23 protein-coding genes are annotated in these 22,043 nt (G+C 35.7%); 15 read left to right on the top strand and 8 right to left on the bottom strand.

The annotated features are described in order from the left end of the window. Positions 1-2 precede the first annotated feature (2 nt). The 3 genes from queD to LBYS11_RS22795 are packed head-to-tail and all read left to right on the top strand — an operon-like array spanning position 3 to position 1,775. Complete coding sequence (gene queD, locus LBYS11_RS22805) at positions 3-473, top strand: 6-carboxytetrahydropterin synthase QueD (RefSeq protein WP_004233408.1); 471 nt, start codon at positions 3-5, stop codon at positions 471-473. Continuing rightward, the gene (gene queE, locus LBYS11_RS22800) at positions 466-1,194 is read left to right on the top strand and encodes a 7-carboxy-7-deazaguanine synthase QueE (protein ID WP_004233410.1); all 729 of its coding nucleotides are present in this window, start codon (positions 466-468) and stop codon (positions 1,192-1,194) included. Before queD ends, queE begins: the two co-directional genes overlap by 8 nt. Before the next feature lie 41 nt (positions 1,195-1,235). Next, entirely contained in the window at positions 1,236-1,775 is a 540-nt protein-coding gene (locus tag LBYS11_RS22795; protein WP_054548832.1) for a VUT family protein, read from the top strand. 116 nt (positions 1,776-1,891) lie between these two features. Here the strand turns inward: LBYS11_RS22795 and LBYS11_RS22790 are convergent, their stop codons facing one another. Beyond that, positions 1,892-3,082, bottom strand: a complete 1,191-nt coding sequence (locus LBYS11_RS22790; RefSeq protein ID WP_103119036.1) for an MFS transporter — start codon at positions 3,080-3,082, stop codon at positions 1,892-1,894. A gap of 246 nt (positions 3,083-3,328) precedes the next feature. Between LBYS11_RS22790 and LBYS11_RS22785 the strand changes: the two genes are divergently transcribed. Next, positions 3,329-4,576, top strand: a complete 1,248-nt coding sequence (locus LBYS11_RS22785; RefSeq protein WP_103119035.1) for a TerD family protein — start codon at positions 3,329-3,331, stop codon at positions 4,574-4,576. A gap of 38 nt (positions 4,577-4,614) precedes the next feature. On the opposite strand, the gene LBYS11_RS22780 is transcribed toward LBYS11_RS22785, so the two are convergent. Continuing rightward, positions 4,615-5,598 (bottom strand): tRNA dihydrouridine synthase, encoded by a 984-nt coding sequence (locus tag LBYS11_RS22780; RefSeq protein ID WP_066038344.1) that lies wholly within the window; start codon positions 5,596-5,598, stop codon positions 4,615-4,617. Between the two features lie 226 nt (positions 5,599-5,824). On the opposite strand from LBYS11_RS22780, the gene LBYS11_RS22775 reads away from it, so the two are divergent. The 5 genes from LBYS11_RS22775 (at position 5,825) to LBYS11_RS22755 (ending at position 11,527) form a co-directional block, all read left to right on the top strand. Then, complete coding sequence (locus LBYS11_RS22775) at positions 5,825-6,835, top strand: GNAT family N-acetyltransferase (protein ID WP_103119034.1); 1,011 nt, start codon at positions 5,825-5,827, stop codon at positions 6,833-6,835. Between the two features lie 160 nt (positions 6,836-6,995). Then, positions 6,996-8,864, top strand: coding sequence for a leucine-rich repeat domain-containing protein (locus LBYS11_RS22770; protein WP_103119033.1), 1,869 nt, complete (start codon positions 6,996-6,998; stop codon positions 8,862-8,864). 155 nt (positions 8,865-9,019) lie between these two features. After that, positions 9,020-9,694, top strand: a complete 675-nt coding sequence (locus LBYS11_RS22765) for a peptidylprolyl isomerase (protein WP_103119032.1) — start codon at positions 9,020-9,022, stop codon at positions 9,692-9,694. 193 nt (positions 9,695-9,887) lie between these two features. Next, on the top strand, positions 9,888-10,442 hold the full coding sequence (locus LBYS11_RS22760) for a sigma-70 family RNA polymerase sigma factor (RefSeq protein WP_103119031.1): 555 nt from the start codon (positions 9,888-9,890) through the stop codon (positions 10,440-10,442). Next, complete coding sequence (locus LBYS11_RS22755) at positions 10,439-11,527, top strand: DUF4179 domain-containing protein (RefSeq protein WP_103119030.1); 1,089 nt, start codon at positions 10,439-10,441, stop codon at positions 11,525-11,527. Before LBYS11_RS22760 ends, LBYS11_RS22755 begins: the two co-directional genes overlap by 4 nt. 44 nt (positions 11,528-11,571) lie before the next feature. Here the strand turns inward: LBYS11_RS22755 and LBYS11_RS22750 are convergent, their stop codons facing one another. Further along, positions 11,572-11,904 (bottom strand): BRCT domain-containing protein, encoded by a 333-nt coding sequence (locus tag LBYS11_RS22750; RefSeq protein WP_103119029.1) that lies wholly within the window; start codon positions 11,902-11,904, stop codon positions 11,572-11,574. Positions 11,905-11,999: 95 nt separating this feature from the next. Here LBYS11_RS22750 and LBYS11_RS22745 point away from each other — a divergent pair, with 95 nt between their 5' ends. After that, a complete protein-coding gene (locus LBYS11_RS22745; protein WP_103119028.1) occupies positions 12,000-13,544 on the top strand; it encodes a histidine kinase N-terminal 7TM domain-containing diguanylate cyclase in 1,545 nt (514 codons plus the stop codon). 53 nt (positions 13,545-13,597) lie between these two features. Here LBYS11_RS22745 and gnd read toward each other — a convergent pair whose 3' ends face one another. From gnd to LBYS11_RS22725, 4 genes are read right to left on the bottom strand one after another with little or no spacing between them, the layout of a single operon-like run. Beyond that, complete coding sequence (gene gnd / locus LBYS11_RS22740; RefSeq protein WP_103119027.1) at positions 13,598-14,998, bottom strand: decarboxylating NADP(+)-dependent phosphogluconate dehydrogenase; 1,401 nt, start codon at positions 14,996-14,998, stop codon at positions 13,598-13,600. 26 nt (positions 14,999-15,024) lie between these two features. Beyond that, the gene (locus LBYS11_RS22735; protein ID WP_103119026.1) at positions 15,025-16,371 is read right to left on the bottom strand and encodes a GntP family permease; all 1,347 of its coding nucleotides are present in this window, start codon (positions 16,369-16,371) and stop codon (positions 15,025-15,027) included. 15 nt (positions 16,372-16,386) lie between these two features. Further along, on the bottom strand, positions 16,387-17,928 hold the full coding sequence (gene gntK, locus LBYS11_RS22730) for a gluconokinase (RefSeq protein WP_103119025.1): 1,542 nt from the start codon (positions 17,926-17,928) through the stop codon (positions 16,387-16,389). Beyond that, positions 17,921-18,652, bottom strand: coding sequence for a GntR family transcriptional regulator (locus tag LBYS11_RS22725; protein ID WP_036077885.1), 732 nt, complete (start codon positions 18,650-18,652; stop codon positions 17,921-17,923). Before LBYS11_RS22725 ends, gntK begins: the two co-directional genes overlap by 8 nt. Positions 18,653-18,888: 236 nt before the next feature. Between LBYS11_RS22725 and LBYS11_RS22720 the strand changes: the two genes are divergently transcribed. Together LBYS11_RS22720 and LBYS11_RS22715 are read left to right on the top strand one after the other, a co-directional pair. Then, the gene (locus LBYS11_RS22720; protein WP_048395291.1) at positions 18,889-19,095 is read left to right on the top strand and encodes a hypothetical protein; all 207 of its coding nucleotides are present in this window, start codon (positions 18,889-18,891) and stop codon (positions 19,093-19,095) included. A gap of 175 nt (positions 19,096-19,270) precedes the next feature. Further along, complete coding sequence (locus LBYS11_RS22715; protein ID WP_004233441.1) at positions 19,271-19,543, top strand: hypothetical protein; 273 nt, start codon at positions 19,271-19,273, stop codon at positions 19,541-19,543. A gap of 68 nt (positions 19,544-19,611) precedes the next feature. Here the strand turns inward: LBYS11_RS22715 and LBYS11_RS22710 are convergent, their stop codons facing one another. Continuing rightward, positions 19,612-20,103, bottom strand: coding sequence for a hypothetical protein (locus tag LBYS11_RS22710; protein WP_103119024.1), 492 nt, complete (start codon positions 20,101-20,103; stop codon positions 19,612-19,614). Between the two features lie 155 nt (positions 20,104-20,258). Here LBYS11_RS22710 and LBYS11_RS22705 point away from each other — a divergent pair, with 155 nt between their 5' ends. The 3 genes from LBYS11_RS22705 to LBYS11_RS22695 all read left to right on the top strand — a co-directional run bounded on the left by LBYS11_RS22705 (position 20,259) and on the right by LBYS11_RS22695 (position 22,022). Further along, positions 20,259-20,408 carry a hypothetical protein gene (locus LBYS11_RS22705; RefSeq protein WP_231595739.1) on the top strand — a complete coding sequence of 50 codons (150 nt, stop codon included), beginning with the start codon at positions 20,259-20,261 and terminating at the stop codon, positions 20,406-20,408. A 124-nt stretch (positions 20,409-20,532) separates the two neighbouring features. Continuing rightward, positions 20,533-21,090 carry an RNA polymerase sigma factor gene (locus LBYS11_RS22700; RefSeq protein WP_054548847.1) on the top strand — a complete coding sequence of 186 codons (558 nt, stop codon included), beginning with the start codon at positions 20,533-20,535 and terminating at the stop codon, positions 21,088-21,090. After that, on the top strand, positions 21,087-22,022 hold the full coding sequence (locus LBYS11_RS22695; RefSeq protein WP_048395297.1) for a hypothetical protein: 936 nt from the start codon (positions 21,087-21,089) through the stop codon (positions 22,020-22,022). Before LBYS11_RS22700 ends, LBYS11_RS22695 begins: the two co-directional genes overlap by 4 nt. Positions 22,023-22,043 lie beyond the last annotated feature (21 nt).

Below are 22,043 nucleotides of genomic sequence, written 5' to 3'. Positions count from 1 at the left end.
GCATGTCAGATTTTAAAATCGTTGAGAGACTCCAGAGAATTGATGTGGATATTCAAAGAAATCAATTGAAATATCATGCAAAGCGTGTTCTCATAAGCAAAGAATTTACCTTCGATGCTGCCCATCATCTACATCATTATGAAGGGAAATGTAAAAATCTACATGGGCATACCTATCGAGCTATATTAGGACTGAGTGGCTACACAGATGAACGTGGTTTGATGATTGATTTCGGCGATATAAAAGAAATATGGAAACATAAAATAGAGATTCATTTGGATCACCGTTATTTAAATGAAACGCTTCCACTCATGAATACGACGGCAGAGAATATTGTTGTTTGGATTTACGAAAAGTTGACTGAGGCTTTGCTTGATGAAGGATATAACGGTGTACGTGTAGAGTTTATCAGGCTTTACGAGACTCCAACAAGCTATGCAGAAGCTAGAAGGGAGTGGATGGAAGTTGAGTAAAGTACCTGTTATCGAGATTTTTGGGCCAACGATTCAAGGAGAGGGTATGGTCGTTGGCCAGAAGACAATGTTTGTAAGAACTGCGGGCTGCGATTATTCCTGTTCTTGGTGTGATTCATCGTTTACGTGGGATGGCAGTGGAAAGCACCTTATTGTCCAAATGACAGCGGAAGAGATTTGGTCTGAGTTGAAACGTTTAGGGGGCAATGGTTTTTCATTTGTCACAATTTCAGGCGGCAATCCTGCACTCAATCCGAATTTAGCAGAGCTTATTGCCATTTTAAAAGAAAATGACATAAAAATCGGGGTAGAAACACAGGGGAGTAGGTGGCAAAAGTGGATGTATGAGATTGATGAACTGACAATTTCACCAAAGCCACCTAGTTCTGGAATGACCACAGACTACTCGGTGCTCTCTTATATCTTCGAAAAACTTAAAGATCGGAACAGCAATCACCATGTATCCCTCAAAATAGTCGTTTTTAATCAAGAGGATTACGATTATGCTAAACAAATTCACCATCGATATCCCATGATTCCTTTTTATCTTCAAGTCGGTAATGATGATCTCACGGCAACTGATAATTCACAATTAATGATGAATTTATTGGATAAATATCGTGCACTGATTGATAGAGTAATGAAGGATGAGGATTTAAGAGATGTTAAAGTACTGCCACAGTTACATGCCCTTGTGTGGGGAAATAAAAGAGGCGTGTAGGGTGCTCTTACAAAAATTAAATTTACTTGAGGAGTAATAGTTTGAGAATATTATTTTATTTATTATCTATTGTTATTGCTAATGTGGTAACGGCAGCATTTGCACCATTCCATTTTGGTATGTTTATTGTTCCAATGGGAACGCTTTTAATTGGGGCAACCTTTATTTTTCGGGATCTAGTACAAAATAAATATGGTAGAAAAAAGACGTATTTATTTATTATTACAGCTTTAATTTTATCAGCTGTGGTGTCATTCCTACTAGGTGATACACTTTTAATTGTGGTAGCCTCAGCGCTATCATTTGTTGTCGCTGAAACGGCTGATACTGAAATTTATACTCGATTAAAATTACCAATGGCTTGGCGTGTGTTCTACAGTGGTATTGTTGGAGGATTTCTAGATTCTGCAATTTTCGTAGTAATCGGCTTAAGTCCACTTGGTGCCAATATATTGCCATGGGAAGCGGTACCTGCCGCCATTTTGGGGCAAATTATTGTGAAGACGATTATACAAATGATTGGCGCAATTATTTTAAATAAAGTTGGGCCAATGAAAGAAAAATATATTATTCCAGAATAATTATTCCTTATTATGAAGATACGGATCACAAGTAAGCTTTTTAAAAACAGGCCCATTCGCTTTATTCGAATGGGTCTGTTTGATTTATATTCTTTCTAAGGTACCTCTTGCATTTTTTATGCTGTTTTCTTTTGTTTAAGGTCTAAATGATAACTAAAGAAAGTTAGTAGACTTGCACTGACGGCAACTATACCACCGACCCATGTGACATTCATCAAATTTCCTTGATGATATACAATGCCGCCTAATGCAGACCCAAAAGCGATGCCTACGTTACTTGCCACGGGCATAAGAGAAGCAGCGAGTCCTTTAGCATCTGGTTTATAAATTTCGGCCAAATCTATTAAATAAAGTTGAGTAGATGTTGTTAAGAGGATGGCCATTAGTGACATTAGTCCGATGTTCGCTAATCCTAAAATAAAATGGTTTGTTGTCCAAAATAAGCTTGTCAATACAATAGCTTGTGCGAGAAAGACAAACCGAAGTCGGCCGATGGCATTGTGAGTGGCAATTTTACCGGCAAGAATGTTGCTGAAAATCGAAAGAAAGCCGTAGCCGAATAAGATTAAACTTATAGAATTATTTGGTGCACCCATTCCCTTTAAAATAGGAACAAGGTACGTAAAGACTGCATAGGTTGCACCAAACCCGAGAGCAGGAATGAAAAAGGCAATTAAAATTCGAGGCTGAATCATTAAAGAAAATTGATCCCGTATTGAGCTTCGTACTTGGCTGAGTCGAGTAGGTAAGACAAAAAAAGATGCCGCAAACGCCAACCCTCCGAGAAGAGTGGTTAACATAAAAGTGGCATTCCAGCCGTACCATTCAGCGATTACAATTCCAATGGGTACTCCAACTACATTGGCCAGTGTAAAACCACCGAAAACAAATGATATAGCAAGGCCGCGTTTATTAATTGGCATGGTTTCGCTTGCAACAATCATGGCTAGAGAGATCAATACACCTGTTACAATCGCGGTCATAACCCGAAGTATAAGGAGCATAATATAGCTCGTTGAAATTACACACAGAGCATTTAAGGCAATGAAGGAACCTATCAAAAACAACATCCATTTACGCTTTGGAAAATGGCTTGTTGCTGACATCACGAGTGGTGTAGCGATGGCAAATGTGATAGCGAACGCAGAAACGAGTGTGCCTGCTTTTGCATTTGTCATATGAAGGCTTGAAGAAATATCAGTTAAGATCCCGACAATAACAAATTCGCTTGTCCCAAGAACAAATGTTAAGAATGCAAGTGTTAAGATAAGTAACCAATGTCGCTTGGATAACTGTGTATGATGCATAAATACCTCTTTCTTTGAAGAATGTAACTGTGCTACTTAGTAGACACACAATTTAAACATCATATCATAAAATGCATTTATGAGAAATTAGATTGGTTTTCTGTAAATAACAGTGTTTGTTTCCGGTCATTTTCCTTTTAAAGAAGGATTTTGTAAATATTACTCGAATTTTTTAAATTGGAAGATTAACTTTACAATTTTATCAATTTGATATCTATACATAATAAGGGGATAAGGGGGATTCACATGATTCAATTCCTTCAGATGGGAGCAAATACAGTTATAAGTTCCCAAAAAGGTAGTGTTACTATTAGCTACGAAATGTCTAATTCGATCGATATTTCGTTAACTGCATTCCTTTTAACGGATGTAAACAAGGTACAAGGAGATAGCGGCATTATATTTTATAATCAACCAACTAGCTTATCTGGTGCAGCTACCCTGATACCACCTGAGAATGTAGGGAATATAAAAATACATAAAATGAATTTCGACATGAGTAAAATCCCTGAAGGTATTACTAAAATAGCTATAACACTTACAGAAGATAATAGCCGAGGTTTTTCAAATGTGAAAAATTTAAAGGCAGAAATACGTACTGATAACAATATTATCAATTTAGCACCAGCTAATTTTGCAAATGAAAATGGAATCGTAGTATTAGAATTATATCTAAGAAATAGTCAGACAAAGGTGAGATCTATTTGGCAGGGATTTGATTCTGGGTTAGAGGGGTTATGTGAAAATTACGGTGTTGAGGTTGAACCTGAAGAACAAAACAAGCTTTCTGAATCAACAACTATAAAAAAACAAATGCTGATAGAACCTGATCAATCATTAAATGTTCCAGAAAGTACAAATAGACAAAACATGTTATCACAGATAAATCTTGAAAAGGTAAAGGGGAATGTCAGTCTCACCAAAGGTCAAAAGCCAGTTATCATTGATAAAACGCCTGAAATTACTGCTACGGTATCATGGCAAACTGGTACTGACTACGATATATATGCTTTAGTCTATACAAAGGATGGTCAGCAGATCGATGTAGCTATGTTTGGGGCGAAAAATACACCCCCACTTAGGAGTTTTCACAACGGGGTAGTCGAACACATGGGGGATGTTGGGAGAGATGCTGGTTCAACAAAAACTGAAGTAATCAAATTGAGATTAAATAATAATGTTTTAGCTGTTGTTCCTGTGGTTTATTCCGCCCAATCAAATGGCACAGGCTCATTCTACAGATATAAGGTGTCTATGAGTATAGATAATCATAATGGAACCTCCGTTACTATTTTTGCTAAAAATGCTAATAATAATGATAGAATTTATTCCTGTGTGCCTGGAATACTTCATAATACTCCAGATGGTGTGATTATCAGCCCATTAGAGCTTTATAGTGAACCAAATTCTGAACGTAGACCTAAGCTGAAGATGGGCTCTTCTAATATGGTAGAAGTTCTAATGGATAAAGGCCCAATAAATGATTACAAGTAAAAGCAAATAAAAAGGAGAGTGGCGAAGCCAATCTCCTCTTATTTATTCTCCTTTAGTTCGTGGGCAATATACGTAGCTAGTAATTCACGGACTTCATCCGTAGAATGTGCACCCAGTAATTGAACTCTCAATTGACTAGCCCCTTTGAAGCCACGTACATATATTTTAAAGAAACGTTGTAATGCTTTAAATGAACGTGTTTCGAATTCCTTGGAATAGTGGTCATGAAGGTTAAGGTGTAAGTATAGTAAATTAAGGTATTCTTTGGCACTATGCTCTTTAGGTTCCTTTTCAAAGGCAAATGGGTTTGAAAACACCCCGCGCCCAATCATTACACCATCGATACCGTATTGCTCAACTAGTTTTAGACCTGTTAAACGATCAGGAATATCACCGTTGATCGTCAGTAATGTGTGGGGAGCAACTTCATCACGTAGTTTTTTGATATCTCCAATTAATTCCCAATGTGCAGCGACCTTGCTCATCTCTTCCCTTGTACGGAGATGAATAGAAAGATTGGCGATATCCTGTTTTAAAATATGTGTAAGCCACTCACGCCATTCTGCTACATCCGTAAAGCCAAGTCTTGTTTTGACACTGACGGGTAAGCCTCCTGCTTTGGCTGCTTGAATAATATCTGCGGCTAGGTCAGGATGAAGAATTAATCCAGCTCCTTTACCTCTTTCTGCTACATTATCAACTGGGCAACCCATATTAATATCAATTCCCTTAAAGCCTAATTCCTTCATACCAATACTCATTTGACGAAAATGTTCAGGGTTGTCTCCCCAAATATGTGCAACAATAGGCTGTTCATCTTCTGTGAAAGCTAAGCGGTTACGTACATTATCTAACCCATCTGGATGACAATAGCTCGTCGTATTGGTGAATTCCGTAAAATATACATCGGGTCTCCCTGCTTCCTGAATGACATGACGAAATACAACATCTGTCACATCCTCCATTGGAGCTAAAATGAAGAATGGCCGTGGTAAATCAAGCCAGAAATTTTTTTGATTCATTGCTAAAAATCCTCTCTTTCCAAAATACTACCTTGCAAAAAGATATCATATTTATTTTATTTCTACATAGTTAATTGGCTTAGCTTAAGGATAGAAATGCATCATTGTAATTAGACTTTGGCTCTCTTAGATTAGAAAGTAATTAAAAATATCCAGCAAAATCCTGTATTATCTATAATGATATAATATGTAATATAATGTAGAAATTTAGGGGGGGAGAGTTGAAGTGGGAAAATATAAATATAAAACAATCGATGTGAATGATGTACCCACAATGGCTGAATTACTCGAAAATAGACAGAGCCTTGAGGGTGAAGTATATCCATTTCTAAACAACAGCTGTCTTCATGCTGAACATATAACAAATATGCTTGAAAACTTATTTGCTCATAATACTATTAAGGGGATTGGAGCATTTATTAAAGATGACCTAGTAGGATATTTAATCGGAGTCATCAAGAATGACTCTCTAAGAGGCAGACATGTATGGGTACCATATGAAGGGTTGGCAATCAGAAAGGATCAATCCGCTGAGCTTATTAGAAAATTATATGCAGAGATTTCAGTGGTATGGCTAGAGCAAGGTTGCTTTATGCATTACACGATAATCCCTCTTGGAAATCAGGCTTACTATGATGCCTACCAACGATTAAGCTTTTCTATACAACAAGTACATGGGGTCATGAACATTGGGGATTATAAACCATTTGAAAATACATGTAATGCAGAGATTAGGGTTGCAAATAAAATGGATAGTGAAATGATGGGGAAAATGTCTAGGATCATTCAATCGTATCAAAATTCCGCACCTACATTTGAGCCTGTATTCCCTGAGGTTGTCATGAGCATAAAAGACTCATATAAAAGTATAGTAGAGGAGAATGATGATACATGTTTCGTTGCAGTAAAGGATGGGCAGGAATTAGGATTTCAAAAATATTATCCTATACATTCAGATTTGATGACACCTGAGCATGCAATAGAGCTAACGATTGCAGGTACTTACTCTTCACAAATGGGAAGAGGTGTGGGAAAAAAGTTGATGAATGAAGGCTGTAGAAGGATGAAAGAGGCGGGCTATGAGAATATCATTACAGATTGGAGAATAACTAATCTTGCTGCATCGGCATTTTGGCCAAAGTGCGGTTTTAAGCCAGTAGCCTATAGAATGGTTAGGTACATTAACAGTGATATAGCCTGGGCAAACTTTAATAACCCAAGTATAGGATTATTGTAAATTTAGTTAGATTTATTAAATTCTGCTGTTATGAAGAATTCAAACAGCTGGCTAGACACTTAAAATTTAGTTTTAGATTGCTTGCCTATACTTCGTAAATATTGACATTTATTTTTTAGACAACTAAGCTTAATGGAAAAATAGTGCTGGGGGGCTGCCAGTGGAATTTATTAAATTAAATTGTCCAAATTGTAATGGGAAAATTGAATATAAAGAAGAGCAAACATTCAAATGTCCTTTTTGTGATACGGAAATCATGTTGAAAGAGAATAAAATTTATTATGTTGATCAAACGATTAATAATTATTATGGAACAGCTTCTCCTCATACACCATCCCGTCCAAAAACAAATTTAAAGCTGCTCTTTATGATACCAATTGTCATGATGTGTGTATTCCTTGGGTATTTTCTTTTAAGTAGTAATCAAACAGAGGATGGAAACCGTGAAGAACTATCCGTTCGAACAATGCCTGAAAGTGAAGTTCTACTGTTCTTTTTAAAAGATATTTTTGATAAAGGTGGGACGATGCCAGCAAAAGAAGAGATTGCAAGTATTCGATATTTGGCTGCCTACTATTCTGACGATCAATGGCATTTTGATTATAGTCTAGAAGATCCTTTTACAAATAAGGAAGCTAAAATTTCTACTTATATCATTATGGATAAATTATTAAATACGCAAAAAATTGAACAAAAGGACTTTGAGGCCTTTACTGGATTAACGGTTTTAAAGCTCATGAATGATTATGAAATATCACAAAGTGAAAAAGTAAGCTTCCAACATCTTGAAAACTTAAAAAGTTATACAGGTAGTTTTAATGAATCATTTAGTAAAATCGCAGGATATTTTAGTGATAAGTCTAATGTTAAAGAGCTCTCTATCCAAATTAGAAGTAATGATGAACTTGCTTTATTATTAGAGTTCCCCAATCTTCAATCTCTAGAACTATCTTATGTGGCTGAAGAGGTGACAGATTTTCAGATTCTAAATAAATTATCGCTGAAATCACTTTCCTTAAAATCAATTAATGATTTAAAGTGGCTGTCTACACTAACTAATCTAGAATCGTTAGCAATAGACATTAGTGAAGCTACAGATTTTAGCCCACTATACTCATTGACTCAATTACAAGAATTAAAACTTACCTCAGTAAGAAATTTAAAAACACTTGATTTTATACAAAATATGCCTAAACTACAATCTTTAGATCTTGAAAACATGAATATCATCAATTTAGATAGACTTAGAAATATGTCATCTTTAACAAAGCTACGTTTAGCTTCTCCTGGTCAAGTGGAATTGTTGGATATGGTTAACAGTCTAACGTCATTGACGGAGTTATCGTTAACTGGCTATCATGGTGATATTTCATCGATTGTAGCGCCCCATTTGAAAAAAGCAGAGCTGAAGAGTTCATTTTTACCACAGCTAGAAGCACCCGCTTTAAGAGATTTGACGGTTTCTATAAGTGGATCGGATTCGCAATTGAATGGTGCAGAACTACTGAAATACCCACAGCTAGAACAGCTTACAGTCATGGAGTATGGAATTCTTACAGGTATTCGTTCATTAAATGACCTACCTCATTTGCAAACAATCAATTTAAATGAGACCCTCTTTTATGAAACCAATGACTTATTCAATTTGCAGCATGTAAAAATGTTAATCTGTAATGAATGTAATTTTCAGGTGAATAGCAAGCCATTTACGAACAACGTGCTGGAGCATTTAACTTTAAATGATGTTTCCATTCAAATTGGTAATGGGGAATGGGTGCAAGAAGTAGATAAGATCATGCCTTACTTTGCTGGCTTTACAAATTTACGTTCATTCACTTTACAAGATAGTTCACTACAATCGTTAAATTTCTTGGGAAATTGGCAACAAATAGAGGTGCTTCATTTAGAAAATAATGCTATTTCGAATGTAGAACCCTTAGTGAATTTGCCCAACTTAAAAAAACTATATATTTTAGGGAATCAGGTACAAAATAAATCTGTATTAGACAAGGGAATTATGATTTATTGAAATAATGTGAATTAATAGCAACCTACGAAATTAATATAGTAGAAATAAAAAGAGACAATGACAGGAATATTCTGTCATTGTCTCTCTTGGATTTGTCCTACAGTTTGGATAGTTTTATAATGAATTGATGCTTAACAAGAGGAGTTGAAAAGGATATGTTCGTACGTAATAAAGGTTTGTTCTTTATGCTATCTCTGCTAGCCATTATTGTTGTTTTGACAGGCTGTGGTACAGCTAAGGATAGTGAGAAAACTGAGGGAAAAACAGCTAAAGAAACACAAGAAACAATGGATTATGCGTCAAAAGTGAAGGAAAATCCAATTGTGACGATTACGATGAGCAATGATGAAAAAATTGTTATTGAATTGGAGCCTACTGTAGCACCAAATACAGTAGCTAACTTTATTGCTTTAGTAAAAGATGGATTCTATGATGGTCTTATTTTCCATCGGGTTATTCCTGATTTTATGATTCAGGGTGGAGATCCTAAAGGGAATGGTACTGGAGGATCTGATTATTCGATTGATGGTGAGTTTACCTCAAATGGATTTGAAAATAATATGAAGCATGAACGTGGTGTTATTTCGATGGCTCGTTCAGATGATCCAAACTCAGCAGGCTCACAATTTTTCATTATGGTAAAGGAAGCATCACATCTTGATGGAAAATATGCTGCTTTTGGCAAGGTGATTGCAGGTATGGAAACAGTTGATGCCATTGTTGGAGCAGAGCGAGATGCTACAAATAAACCACTAGAAGATCAGCAGATGAAAAAGGTAGAGGTGGATACAAAGGGCTTTGATTATCCAGCACCTAAGGTAAACAAATAGTTTTCGTCCCAATGCTATTGGTTAAAATCTATACTATAAATATTAAAAAGGCTAAATCAATTGAGATTTAGCCTTTTATATTTGTTAAAAAATTGAAATTATAAATATTTTTGAGTAATATGAGAAGAAATTTAAGATTGAGCGATGTTTTATATAAAGGATCCTTTATGTTTATGGAAGAAAGGGTGTTTGCATGAGGGTAACAGATGAAAATTTTATAAAACATCTTAAGAAAAAACGAGAAGAAGCACTTCAATATGTCATTGAGGAATATATGGGGATTATCAAAGCGATTATTTATAATGCTCTAAAATCCTATAATGATCCTCAAATAATAGAGGAATGTATTAGTGATACATTTCTAGGGGCTTATGAAAATGCTAAACAATTTAGAGGCGATAAAGAGGATTTTAGAAGATGGATTTGCACGATAGCAAAGTTTAAAGCCATATCGAAACAAAGAAGGTTGTCTAAAACGCCATATTTTTATGAGCTAAATGAAACAGGTGAAGCCGCAATATCGGCTGAAGAGGAATACTTAATCAAGACAACAACAGAGGAAGTGCTCATCATGATGACGCAATTAGAGCAGTTAGACCGGGATATTTTTACGATGAAATACTTTTTAAATATGAAAAACGAAGAAATTGCTACTCATTGTGGTTTAACAAAAGCCGCTATTGATAATCGATTATATCGTGGGAAAAAACGATTACAGCAAATTCGTTTGGGGGGAAGTATGACATGAAAAAGCTATATAAACAATTTAATGATTTAAATCTTGATATAAATATAGAGCCGATGGAAGTGAGCTCACTTGAAAAAGAGAGAGTGAAAAGAAATGTCTTGATAGTTAAAAAGAAAAGGCATTTCATTAAAAATTTTATTGTTGCAGCTACTTTTTTTATTGCATCCAGTATGACAATTGGTTATTCGTTTCCTACATTTGCTGCAAATTTACCATTTATTGGAAGTGTATTCGGATTGTTTATTGATGATGAAAGGTATGTATTTAACAATTATGATCAGTATTCTACAAGTGTCGGAGTGAGCCAAGAAAGTAATGGAGTTGAAGTCACTGTTACAGATGCTGTATATGATGGTGAAAATATTACTATTGCTTACACTATAAAAAGTGAAAAGGATTTAGGAGAAAGGCCAGTTTTATATGGTGACAATCGTGAACTAACTGCTGAGGAATTTGGTAATAGGTATCGATATGGTGGCTATTCAACAAATTATTTGGTTCAAAAAATAAACAGCAATGAGTATGCAGTATTGTATATTTTTGAACTCATTAGAGGCTCTAAGCCCGAGGAAGTTCACATTAATTTTCAAGGAAATCAAATTGTTGATTTAAATAATGTAAATAAGTCAGTAGCAGGAGACTGGGCATTTGAATTTACTTTAGAGAAGCTTGAAAGTGAAACAATAAAGGTGGAAAAAGATAGTATGAAAACAGAAGGGGAAGGTATAAAAATTGAAGCTTTTAAAATAACCAAAACACCTATCGCTACAACATTTTATCTTTCCGAAGAAGTCTTGGTGGAAAAAGAAAATGAAGCTTGGCGAGGAGTTCTCATTGACTATATTGTGACAGATGATTTAGGGAATGATTATAATGTCATTCATTTTAGAGGAACTGGTCATAGTACAGATTTTCAAGGGCGTGGAAATTTCCCTCGTATTGTTGCAAACAAATTTGATGAACAAGCTACCTCGATTATGATCACCCCTGTAGTAGGTGTATACAAAATTAAGGATAGTACAGGGGCATTAGAACCGATAAAAGAGCCATATACATTAAAGCCTATTGCTGTTCCGATAAAGTAAAAAATTAAAAGAGTATGTAAGAAGAACAACCTTACATACTCTTTTTACTTATCATCTTTCTTTGGGATTGAAATAAGCCATAAAAAATCATCTTCTATTAATATTTGAATGTCTTGCCCCTCACGGATTAGTTGCTCAGCTTTATGCTGCTTGGCGCTTATACCCCTACGTTTATTACCAAGCACAACGAAATCAGTATGTTGTGTAACAGCTCCCTGTAAATACCCTCCATAGGCTTTTACTTGTTTGAAGGCTTCGGATCGTGTCATGGTAGAAAGGGCGCCTGTGAATACAATTTGTTTCTTATAAAAGGGGTGGGTTAGATTTTCAACTGGATCAGAAAAGAAAATGATTTCTGAGTTATCCTTATTAATCATATTCGTTACTCCTTAAAAAATTAATCGATAAATAAATCCACAAAATTTTATATGTATGCTACATTAAAATTAAAAATATAAAGAGGTACATAGACATGAATTCGCAATTGACTGCTTTCATTACTCTTAGCTGCACATCAGGTGTACTAAATTTGTATTTATGTTTATACGTATTTCTAAAACGCTACAATTATACAAAAATTGCTCAATTGTTTATTAGTTATACCGCATTAATTGCGGTATATTGTTTTGCCTCTGCTTTTGGTTTAATCGCTACAACATTAAGTGCCATAAAGGTTTGGACGGCCATCCAATATGTAGGTATGGCTTTTTCAACGCCTCTCGGATTATTGTTTATCATGCAATACCTAGGCTTTCATCTGACAAGGAAAAAGATAATGGCTCTTCTTGCCATTCCATTTATTAGCTTAGTCATGGTTGCTACAAATGATATACACCATTTTCATTATAGAGTATTTGAAATAGATCCTATATTAGGGGCACCTTATGTTCATCAGGAAATTGGCATATGGTATATCATTCATGGCATATTTACTTTTGGCTGTATGTTCGTATCCTTCTTATTAGTATTAATCCATTGGAAAGAGACTACTAAGGCCTACCGGCAACAATTAATTGCCTTAATGTGTGGTCAACTTATTCCTATGATAACAGCATTCATCTATTTATTGGGCTTAACACCTCAAGGAGTTGATCCTGTTCCTATGGTATTATGGGCTTCTTCATTTTTATATTTATGGTCTATTAATTCCTCACGGTTATTTAGGGTGATGCCTGTTGCCAAGGATGCAATATTTCATAGTATCAATGATGGGGTTATTGTCTTAGATGAATCTGCTCGATTAATAGAGTTTAACCAAGCCTGCAGCAAGGTATTTCCTCAGCTAACCAGATCCATGATTGGTAGGGATATTAGGAAAACATGGCTTGAAGTAACTGGACAACCGATACCATTTACATTGGAGGCAGTGGTGAATACGCAAGACATCGAGATGGTGCTTTCTGATCATACTTATCAAGTGCGTGTTACAGAGCTGCAACATGTTAATCATGGTAAGGGGTTATTACTTATTTTCACTGATATAACAGAGTTGAAGGAGCTACAAAGACAGTTAGAGCAACTCGCTTTTTACGATGAACTTACACAAATTTATAATCGTCGAGCTTTTTTTCAACAATGTAATCAGGCTTACAGCGAGGCAAGAGAATCATCCTCAGCTTTTACTGTCATTTTAATGGACATCGATCATTTTAAAAACGTCAATGATACGTATGGGCATGCTATCGGTGATCAATTACTAGTTCATGTCGTAAAGGTTTGTCAGAGTGTGTTGAAAAAAGGAGAACTGTTTGCACGGTATGGCGGTGAGGAATTTGTTCTTGCACTCAAGGACTCTACATTATTAGAGGGGCAAGCATTAGCTAATTTGCTCTGTAATAGCGTAGAATCCCAGCCACTTATGACTACTGAGGGAGCAATTCGTGCTACTATAAGCTGTGGTGTAGCAGAAGGCACAAAGGGACAAGAGACACTGTATCAGCTTTTAAACAGTGCGGACAAAGCACTGTATGCGGCAAAACAAGCAGGCCGTAATCGAGTACATGTTTTTCTAGAATAAAAAAGCTAAAATATACAATCATTGAGGCAATGATGTATATTTTAGCTTTTTACTTACCAATTTGTATGGAAAACACCTTGTGCATCAATTCGTTCATACGTATGCGCACCGAAATAATCACGTTGTGCCTGTAACATATTAGCATTAGATGAACCTGTTCGATAACTATCGTAATATGTGAGAGAAGCACTCAAGCAAGGGAACGCGTTTCCTGCTTGGATGCCTTCACAAACTATTTTTCTTAATCCATTTTGATAGTCCATCGTCTTTTCTGCAAAGTACGGATCAATTAATAAATTATTTAGAGAAGGTTGCTTTTGATAGGCTTCACTAATAACATTTAAAAATTCTGCTCGAATAATACAACCACTACGGAAAATTAATGCAATATCTTTTAATGGTAAACGCCATTCATAAAGCTCTGATGTCATTTTATATTGTGTAAATCCTTGCGCATAAGCACATATTTTCCCCATATATAGCGCTTGGCGGACGTATTCAATCCAGACATCTTTATCTAGATTTTGTTGTTTATAATTTGGTCCAGATAGTATTGCCTCTGCTTGAATTCGTTCCTCTTTTAATGATGAAATATAGCGAGCGAATAAGGCCTCCGTAATAATTGATGTAGGAATACCATTGTCTATAGATTGCAGGCTTGTCCATTTCCCAGTACCTTTTTGACCAGCTTTATCAAGTATCATATCAATCAGTGGTAATCCTGTTATCTCATCTTTTTTCCTTAAGATTTCAGCTGTTATTTCGATTAAATAGCTTTTCAATTCGCCCTGATTCCATGTTTCAAAGATAGTAGCAATTTCCTCAACGGATAATCCTATATTTTTTCTTAAAAACGTATAGGCCTCCGCAATGAGTTGCATATCTGCATACTCGATTCCATTGTGTACCATTTTGACGAAGTGACCTGCGCCCTTGGGACCAATATACGTACAGCATGGTGTATCATTCACTTGTGCTGCAATCTTTGTCAGTATAGGTGCTACTTTGTTATAGACCTCTTGATCACCACCAGGCATAATAGATGGTCCTGTCAATGCTCCTACTTCACCACCAGAAATACCAATCCCTAAATACCCGATTTCTAAAGCTTTAAGTTCATCGTATCTACGCTCTGTATCTTTATAATGAGAGTTGCCGCCATCCATAATGACATCGCCCTTTTCAAGGAAAGGCACTACTGATTGAATAACTGAATCAATAGCATTCCCAGCTGTCACCATCAAAAAAATCTTTCTTGGTTTTTCTAAAGCTTGTACAAACTCTTCTATTTCATAGTAAGGAGTAAGCGCTTGTCCTTCAACTTTTTGTAGAAGTTTGTCGGTTAAATCTCGTGTGTAATTATAAACGGCTACTTGCTCGCCCTTATTAGCCATGTTTAAAGCGATATTACTGCCCATAACACCTAATCCAATAACGCCAATTGTATTTAACATTGTACTTGCTCCTTTTTAAATATTTTTTAAACAAATAAACTAAGTAATAAAATAAACCCTAAACCAGCTACAGATACAATTGTTTCTAGCAAGGTCCAAGTAGCGAATGTTTCCTTCATGCTCAATCCAAAATATTCTTTAAACATCCAGAAACCTGCATCATTAACATGTGAAGCAATTAAGCTTCCTGCACCTGTTGCCAACACGACCAAGGCAAGGTTTACATCACTTTGACCTAACATTGGAATGACTAAACCAGCTGTTGTTAAAGCAGCAACCGTAGCTGACCCTAATGAAATGCGTAAAATAGCCGCAATAATCCATGCTAGTAAAATTGGCGATAAGGTAGTTCCATGGAAGAGTTCAGCTACATAATCACCGACACCACCATCAATTAAAACTTGTTTGAAGGCACCACCGCCCCCAATAATTAAGAGCATCATACCGATATGGGATATTGCTGTTGTACATGACTCCATTACTTGCTTAATAGGAATTTCCCTTGCGATACCCATTGTATAGACGGCAACTAATAAGGAAATTAACATGGATGTACCAGCTTCACCGATGAAGCGGATACCTGCTAAGAAGCCATTATCTTCAAAGCCAATTGTTTTTTGTAACAGTGTAATAATAGTAGCAATGGACATTAAAATAACGGGTAATAGTGCAGTAAAAACACTTATTCCAAAACTCGGTGTGTCCTCTAGTTCAAATGTTTTTTGTTCACCTAGAGAGGCAATATTTCCAGTTTTGTTGAATGATTCAGGCACTAACCTTTTCGCTAATTTTGTAAATAATGGTCCAGCTAAAATAACAGTCGGAATGGCGATGATAAAGCCATAAAGCAACACCTCACCAATATTTGCCCCAAATTCGCCAGCAATAACAGTTGGTCCAGGATGTGGTGGCAAAAATCCATGTGTGACAGATAAGGCTGCGGTCATTGGAATTCCTAAATATAAAATAGAAACCTTTAATTGTCTTGAAATAGCAAAGACAATTGGGATTAATAGCACAAGACCTACTTCAAAGAAAAGAGCGATACCGATAATAAAGGATGCTGCTACAACTGCCCATTGAATGTTCTTTTCTCCAAATTTATTCACAAGGGTCATGGCAATACGCTGTGCACCGCCAGAATCGGCAATTAATTTTCCTAGCATCGCTCCAAGACCAAATATTAGTGCCAAGTGACCTAATGTTCCACCTAACCCTGCTTCAATCGTTTTTACGATAATATCCAAAGGCATCCCAAGAGCTAAAGCAACACCGAATGAAACAATGATTAATGAAATAAACGTATTTAATTTAAAGCCCATTATTAAAATTAACAGCGCAATAATACCAATACCTACAATAACTAATGGCATGTATTCTCCTCCTCTTTAGTCGGGCTTAATTAAGCTCCTTTGATACTGAGCAATTGACGTATAGTCGTCTGCTAAAACTCTAGATAAACGAATGAAAATTGGGAGTAGCTGTCTATATTCTTTGGCTGCTTCTTCGATTGGCGTATGTTTATAAGTGTCACCAACCATATCAGCGACAACGTCAAAGGAATCAATTTTTCCTGTAGCATATAAGCCTAAAATACAAGCGCCTAGACAGGAGCTTTCATAGCTTTCAGGTACTACCACTTCGGATTCAAAAATATCCGCCATCATTTGTCTCCAAATCTCAGAGCGTGAAAACCCGCCTGTTGCTTGAATACGAGTGACAGGGCTTTCCATACATTCCAGTAATGCTAAATAGACAGTATATAAATTGTAGATAACCCCTTCGAGGGCAGCTCGTATCATATGTTCCTTTTTATGAGACATAGTTAAACCAAAAAATGAACCACGGACATCTGGATTCCATAAAGGCGCACGTTCACCTGATAGATAGGGATGGAATAGCAGCCCATCAGCACCAGGTCTAACACGTTCAGCAATTTTCGTTAACACTTCATATGGATCAATACCTAGTCTTTTAGCTGTTTCAATCTCAGAAGAGGCAAACTCATCGCGAATCCAGCGTAATACCATACCACCATTGTTTACGGGTCCACCAATGACCCAATGGTTTTCTGTTAGTGCATAGCAAAAAATTCTACCCTTTACATCTGTTTTGGGCCTATCAATTATGGTACGGATAGCACCGCTTGTCCCAATAGTGACAGCAATTTCGCCTTCTCGAATGGCGTTTACACCTAGATTAGAGAGCACGCCATCACTTGCACCAATGACAAAAGGTGTTTGTGGGTCAATACCAATTTGTTTAGCTAAAAGGTCATTGCAATTTAAAAATAGTTGAGTTGTTGGTACGAGTGTGGATAATTGTGCTTTCGCAATACCTGCAACAGCTAAAGCTTCTTCGTCCCAATCTAATGTATGGAGATTCATCATACCCATACACGAAGCTAATGAATAATCGACGACATATTGATCAAAAAACTTTTTAAAAATGTATTCTTTAATACCGATATATTTCTTCGTTTTGCGCGCGATTTCAGGATGTTCATGCACAAGCCAAGTAATTTTGCTTAGTGGTGACATTGGATGAATAGGTGTACCTGTTCTTTTATAAATTTCATGGCCATTCCAGTCAGTTTTAATTTTATGTGCCCATGCTTCACTACGATTATCCGCCCAAGTGATGACAGGTGTTAACGGTTGATCATTTTCGTCCATAGCGATCACACTATGCATAGCACTACTAAAGGAAACAAATAGTAATGGTTTATCAGAATGGACTTTCATAATGTTGGTAATGGCTTGTAGTACAGCTTGAAAGATTTCTTCTGGATTTTGTTCTGCTGTCGAAATATCCGGTGTATATAATGGATACCCAATATTTTCTTGTTGAATAACCTTCCCATGTTGACTAAATAATACGGCCTTAGTGCTAGTAGTCCCTATATCAACACCTAACATATAGTTAGTCATTTTGTGGCTCAACCCCTTTAGATAGCATTTGCTGTGACCGCCATAAATCTTCTACTTTGCCTTGAACATCATCAAAATTTTCATGTAAGGATTTAATCATAAGCTCTCGATCTTTGGCTCTAATAGCGTCAATATAGAGCTCATGATTTTTCACAATACGAGTAAAATCCTCATATTTCTCTTTAAAGCGCATGCGCATAGATAGTAAAATCAAGCCTTCCATTACTGGCTTTAAATTATTCCAAATCATGGTGATATAGGAATGTCCGATGGAACGAATAATTGTCTCATGGAACATAACATCCTGATAAGAAAATTCGTCTGCATCGTTATACTTAATGGCAACCTTCATCATTTCTAATGTTTTGCTAAGTTCTAGTGCTAAGTTAGTTGTATCCATTTTTATGAGACGTTCAAACACAAATGTTTCAATCAGCAATCGAACATCATAAATTTCTTCAATCTCTTTTTCAGATAAACCAATGACAACAGCACCCATTTTCTCTAATCGAATGATATTTTCAGAAGCTAATATTCTTAAGGCTTCACGAATGGGTGAACGGCTTACTTCAAAATCAGCTGCCAGTTTGTTTTCTGAAAGAATGGTACCGCTTTCAATTAAACCTGAAATAATACGCATTCTAAGTTCATATGCTACGCGATCACCTGTAGAAGCCTTAGAAAGCCATTTTTGTGGATATAAATAATCATTATATTCGCTCATAATATCACCCTTTTTGATTTGAGTATACTTGTATACAAGTATTATAGTCAGAAAGAAAATAAGATTGCAAGCGACTTACTAACAATCAAAAATTGAAAAATCCTCAACTCTATACTTAGCTAAAAAAAATAATTAATGCACATTCTTTTTTCCTCCTTGGACAAACTTTAGAATGAAAAGTTCGTAAACCATATATAAGGTTTTAAAGCTTTTCAAATAATCGATGAAGGATGGTTATGTCAAATATGGATACAAATCGTAACAAATCAAATGGTACGAAAAGTGCAAATAAAACAAATCAACAGCGTCAGACACTTCATCGTGAGGAGTTTGGTGCTGAATTTGAGCTTGATTCAGCTTCAGCACAAATCAATAACTTTGCTGAAACACAAGGAAAAACAGATATCAAGCAACCAGTCAGTGAGAGGACTGCATGGCACTAATTTATATTTGACAACTATTCATGACATTGAGAGGAGGACTAAGGCATGTGCCTTAGTTCTTTGAGTATAGCCTGGGAAATATTGTGTTTATTTTCTTCCATACATATTATCAGAGCATTTCATAATACTACATCTAGAACAATGAAAACATTTTTAAGAAGGGAAGATATATACATTGGCTAAGCACTCCGATACAAGTTGGAAGCAGGATCATCCTAGCACATTGTTTAGTAACTCTGTGCAAAAGGCGGATCGTCTATTAAAGCATGCAAAATCACATCCAGAGGAAATAGCAATAGAACATGCATTTAATCAGATTAAGCATGCTGAAAATGCACGTTTCAATGCAGAACAATATGGTGAGCATTTGGATACGGTTCAGCAAAATAAAGAATATCTAGAGCAGATTAAACAACAATTACATGAAATGAAAAATGATACTGAATAAAAAATAACAATATACAACGGCTTAAATTCACGTAGTGAGGTTTAAGCCGTTGTTTAAATGTGATTAAATTAACACCAAACAATGATTTCATAGGGAGTGGTTTGAGCAGGAATACTCCTAGTGGTAGGACCATAAACAACAATGAGGTTTCGATTGGCAGGACTATTGGTAAAAGGCTGCCCATTTTTAAGTGAAATAATCGTAGTAGAAGAAAGGTTTAATTGTAATTGTCCATCACTACTCAGTAATTGTTGATTAAAGAAATCTACCTTTACATTATGATAATTGCTTTCTTTTACAATAATTAAAGCACGGTATTGTGGCGGGTAAATCATCGGTACAGGTGCATCTCCATCATAATATCCTGTTACCCATTCACCAGTAGTGACAATTTCACGATTAACAAAATAGGTGGAGGGAGAAATAATAAAATTGACGACCCCACCAGCACCATCTTCTAAGGTCATTATTTTATAACAACCGTTCTTATCTCCGTTTTGCCCAACAGAAAAATCACTGATTTGAGTGATAACACCCCGAAAAGATTTAAAATTGACCATACCCATTCCCTTCTTACATATTTCTCATTTTTAGCGTATCATTTTAATTTATGTAGCATTGTAAAATTAGGTGACAGACGATAAATAGGATGCTATTTGATAGCAATCAACTTATACTAAACATGCTTACTATTAGGTCAGAGGAGTGGCATCTATTGAATTGGATTTCTAAAAATAAGAAAATCTTTCTATTATTAATTTTCGTTGTTATTGTTGTCGCTGGTATACTGGATATTAAATATGAGGGATTATTCTTTCAGCTATTACCTACATCAATACAAACATTTTTATCTAATTTATTTTGAAATGTGGAGAACCGTACCTAAAAGAGTGCGGTTTTTTCATTACCAGAATTTTTGCCACAACATGCAACCAATTGTTTGGATTATCTACTTTATAAGTAAGAGTACATAAAAGGAGAAAATGCAAATGGACGATGAAAAAATAGTTGCTTTATACATACAACGCTCACAGCAGGCTATTTTGGAAACAAGGAAAAAATATGGAGCATATTGTAGAGTAATAGCAAGAAGAATCTTGGCAAATTTGAGGGATGTTGAAGAATGTGAGAATGATGCCTACCTAGCTGCATGGAACACAATCCCTCCACAGATACCAAGAAAACTATCTATTTTTTTAGGGAGAATCATACGTAATATTGCACTTGATAAGCATAGCTATAATACAGCCAAAAAGAGAAACAATGAGTTTGAGGTCATTCTCACAGAGCTGGAAGAATGTCTAGCTTCTTCTCATACGGTAGAAACATCCTATGAAGCGGGTGAACTTGCTCAATACATTAGCCAATTTTTATATACCTTAGATGAACAATCTAGAAATATATTTATTCAACGATATTGGTACTCCTATTCTATAAAAGATATTTCCTTACACTTTCAAATGAGTAGTAGTAAAGTTAAGTCCAACTTATTTAGGACACGTAATAAACTAAGATTTTATTTGGAAAGCGAGGGATTATATATATGAAAAAAGAGGAGTTATATCGTGAAATTGGATTTATAGAGGAAGAATTAATTGAAGCCGCCAACTATGAAGTAAAGAAGAAAAGTTTTTCTAAAAAATGGCTCGCAGTGGTAATAAGTATGATGATCGTAAGCTCAGTTTCTACTGCCACAATAGCAGCAGCTTACTATAAACATCAAAATAATGAGCTTTATATTCGTTATTTATCAGCAGAGGATATGGAACTAATGCCAGCTACAAAATATGATGCAGATAAATTTCTAAAAGCTCTAGATAGTGACAAAGAGGAGTATATCTATATTGCAATAAATAGACTAGTAGAGAGCTATAATGATGAAAAGTTGAGAAATAAGGCGTTAAAGGCTATTCAGCCATTTATACAAAGTGATAACAAAAAAATTGCAAATTCGGCTATTTTTGCTGTCGATATTTTATCGGGAAGCTTTAAAAGTCAGCAGGTATATAAATTAGCAGATGGGAGCGTCTTCTTTACTTTATTCAATAATTATTCAGATTACGGAAGCCAGAATGTTCTTTGGCGTATAAAAGATGATGTGCTAGAGGCATATTCTAGCTTCTCCAGTCCATCAATGTATATTAAAGAGATAATTCCTTCACCTGATCAGAAATTAATTGCTATTGTCACGAACTCTAATAAAAGTGAATTTGTTGAAGTCATCAATGTGGAAGAGCGAATGGTAAGCCCGGAGTTAGTAGAATCTTCAAGGGTTAAATATGGTGCTGAGCAAGGGTTAGATACTTGGATTCGAACAGATCATGAAAACTATAGCTATGTGGATCATCTTAGATGGAAGGGAGATGCTACAATAGAATTTGAAGCTAGTCTCTCCTATGATGATACGGCGATTATTAAAAACGTGGTAGTCACTTATGAAGTTAGCCAAAAGAAATTAACTGTTAAAGAAATTAAATAAGAAGCAGATAAAAACAGAAAA

This window comes from Lysinibacillus sp. YS11, from assembly GCF_002896375.1.
In the GTDB taxonomy this organism is placed as follows: Bacteria; Bacillota; Bacilli; order Bacillales_A; family Planococcaceae; genus Lysinibacillus; species Lysinibacillus capsici.
Note: the sequence above shows the minus strand (reverse complement) of the source record. Positions and strands in the feature narration are given on the sequence as shown.

Bases quoted from the DNA above. Each gene is read 5' to 3' on its own strand.
- LBYS11_RS22725 (WP_036077885.1), bottom strand. From the start codon at position 18,652: ATGAGCGAATATAATGATTATTTATATCCACAAAAATGGCTTTCTAAG.
- LBYS11_RS22785 (WP_103119035.1), top strand. From the start codon at position 3,329: ATGATTCAATTCCTTCAGATGGGAGCAAATACAGTTATAAGTTCCCAA.
- LBYS11_RS22695 (WP_048395297.1), top strand. From the start codon at position 21,087: ATGAAAAAAGAGGAGTTATATCGTGAAATTGGATTTATAGAGGAAGAA.
- LBYS11_RS22760 (WP_103119031.1), top strand. From the start codon at position 9,888: ATGAGGGTAACAGATGAAAATTTTATAAAACATCTTAAGAAAAAACGA.
- LBYS11_RS22790 (WP_103119036.1), bottom strand. From the start codon at position 3,082: ATGCATCATACACAGTTATCCAAGCGACATTGGTTACTTATCTTAACA.
- LBYS11_RS22750 (WP_103119029.1), bottom strand. From the start codon at position 11,904: ATGATTAATAAGGATAACTCAGAAATCATTTTCTTTTCTGATCCAGTT.
- LBYS11_RS22755 (WP_103119030.1), top strand. From the start codon at position 10,439: ATGAAAAAGCTATATAAACAATTTAATGATTTAAATCTTGATATAAAT.
- LBYS11_RS22780 (WP_066038344.1), bottom strand. From the start codon at position 5,598: ATGAATCAAAAAAATTTCTGGCTTGATTTACCACGGCCATTCTTCATT.
- gnd (WP_103119027.1), bottom strand. From the start codon at position 14,998: ATGTTAAATACAATTGGCGTTATTGGATTAGGTGTTATGGGCAGTAAT.
- LBYS11_RS22745 (WP_103119028.1), top strand. From the start codon at position 12,000: ATGAATTCGCAATTGACTGCTTTCATTACTCTTAGCTGCACATCAGGT.
- LBYS11_RS22700 (WP_054548847.1), top strand. From the start codon at position 20,533: ATGGACGATGAAAAAATAGTTGCTTTATACATACAACGCTCACAGCAG.
- LBYS11_RS22720 (WP_048395291.1), top strand. From the start codon at position 18,889: ATGTCAAATATGGATACAAATCGTAACAAATCAAATGGTACGAAAAGT.
- LBYS11_RS22765 (WP_103119032.1), top strand. From the start codon at position 9,020: ATGTTCGTACGTAATAAAGGTTTGTTCTTTATGCTATCTCTGCTAGCC.
- LBYS11_RS22735 (WP_103119026.1), bottom strand. From the start codon at position 16,371: ATGCCATTAGTTATTGTAGGTATTGGTATTATTGCGCTGTTAATTTTA.
- gntK (WP_103119025.1), bottom strand. From the start codon at position 17,928: ATGACTAACTATATGTTAGGTGTTGATATAGGGACTACTAGCACTAAG.
- LBYS11_RS22710 (WP_103119024.1), bottom strand. From the start codon at position 20,103: ATGGTCAATTTTAAATCTTTTCGGGGTGTTATCACTCAAATCAGTGAT.
- queD (WP_004233408.1), top strand. From the start codon at position 3: ATGTCAGATTTTAAAATCGTTGAGAGACTCCAGAGAATTGATGTGGAT.